At 69.3% G+C, this 1,540-nt stretch carries 1 protein-coding gene and 1 pseudogene; both read left to right on the plus strand.

Annotated elements, in window-relative coordinates; all coding sequences use genetic code 11:
• A partial coding sequence (locus EQG76_RS13030) for an ammonium transporter (RefSeq protein ID WP_159713969.1) occupies positions 1 to 911 on the plus strand: 911 nt, incomplete at its 5' end.
• 148 nt (positions 912 to 1,059) lie between these two features.
• Positions 1,060 to 1,540, plus strand: a pseudogene (locus EQG76_RS13035) (hypothetical protein); the annotation flags it as partial.

A 1,540-nucleotide genomic window follows, 5' to 3' on the forward strand; every position in this document is an offset into this window, starting at 1 on the left:
CCTTCCAGATGACGTTCTTCATCATCACCGCTGCCCTGATCGCCGGCGCGTTCGCGGACCGGATGAAGTTCTCGGCGATGCTCTGGTTCTTCGGCCTGTGGTCGCTCATCGTCTACGCCCCGGTCTGCCACATGGTCTGGGCCGCCAACGGCTACATGTTCGGCGACGGCGTGCTCGACTTCGCGGGCGGCACGGTGGTGCACATCAACGCCGGCATCGCGGGCCTGGTCGCGGCCATCGTGATCGGCAAGCGCATGGGCTATCCGAACACGCCGCTGCCGCCGCACAACCTGGTGCTGAGCGTCATCGGCGCCGGCCTGCTCTGGGTCGGCTGGTTCGGCTTCAACGCCGGCTCCGCGGCGGCCGCCAACGGCCGGGCCGGCATGGCGATGCTGGTGACCCTGATCGCGCCTGCGGCCGCCGGCCTGTCCTGGATGTTCATCGAGTGGGGCGCGAAGGGCAAGCCGTCGGTCCTGGGTCTAATTTCCGGCGTGGTCGGCGGCCTGGTCGCCATCACGCCCGCCGCTGGCTTCGTCGGCCCCGGTGGCGCCTTGATCATCGGCCTCGTCGCGGGTGCCGTGTGCTTCTGGGCATCGACCAGCCTGAAGCACATGCTGGGCTATGATGACAGCCTGGACTGCTTCGGCGTCCATGGCGTGGGCGGCATCGTCGGCGCGGTCCTGACCGGCGTGTTCGCGGTGGAGGCGATCGGCGGCACGCCCGGCCTGCTGGAGGGCAACGGCGCGCAGCTCTGGATCCAGATCAAGAGCGTGCTGATCACCATCGTCTACTGCGCGGTCCTAACCTTCGTGATCCTGAAGCTGGTCGACCTGGTGATTGGCCTGCGGGTGGACCGGGAAGTGGAGCGCGAGGGGCTGGACCTGGCCCTGCATGGCGAGGCTGTGCGCTAAGCCGCCGCTGACCGACACCGCTCGAACAGGAGGGCCGCCGGGCAGCCGGCGGCCCATTCCTGCCTTTGCCCCTGCCGTTTCAGCACGCCGGCCTTTCCATTGCCCCAGGCGGCGCCAACATCACCGGCACGCCGCAAGGAGAACCGGCTTGGACGATTCGCCAGGACCAGGACCAGTACCGGGAGAAGTCGCGGACGGCCTGCTGGAGCAGCGTGCCAGGCGTGCCACTGGCCTGGCCGAACGTGCCGCCAGGGTCGTGAAGGCCATGCTGGAGCGCCACGCCGCCGAGCGGCTGTCGGTGCCCGATCCGGAGGTGGTCGGCGACGCCTTCGCCGAGCTCGGCCGATCACTGCTCCAGGATCCCGAGCGGCTGGCGCAGGCGCAGATGCGGCTCTGGCTGGACCATGGCCGCCTGTGGAATGCCCAGTTGCTGAAGCTCCTGGGTGGCGAGGCGCCGGTCGTGGCCGCACCGGCACCGGGCGACCGGCGCTTCAGGGATCAGGTGTGGACGGAGGCGCCCGTCTATGACTGGCTGAAGCAGTCCTATCTCGTGAATGCCGGCTGGTTGCGGGACATGGTGGCCGAGGCGCCCGGCCTCTCACCCGCCAGCCGCGCCAGGATCGAGTTCT

The sequence above is a fragment of the Geminicoccus flavidas genome (genome assembly GCF_009806515.1).
GTDB lineage: Bacteria > Pseudomonadota > Alphaproteobacteria > Geminicoccales > Geminicoccaceae > Geminicoccus > Geminicoccus flavidus.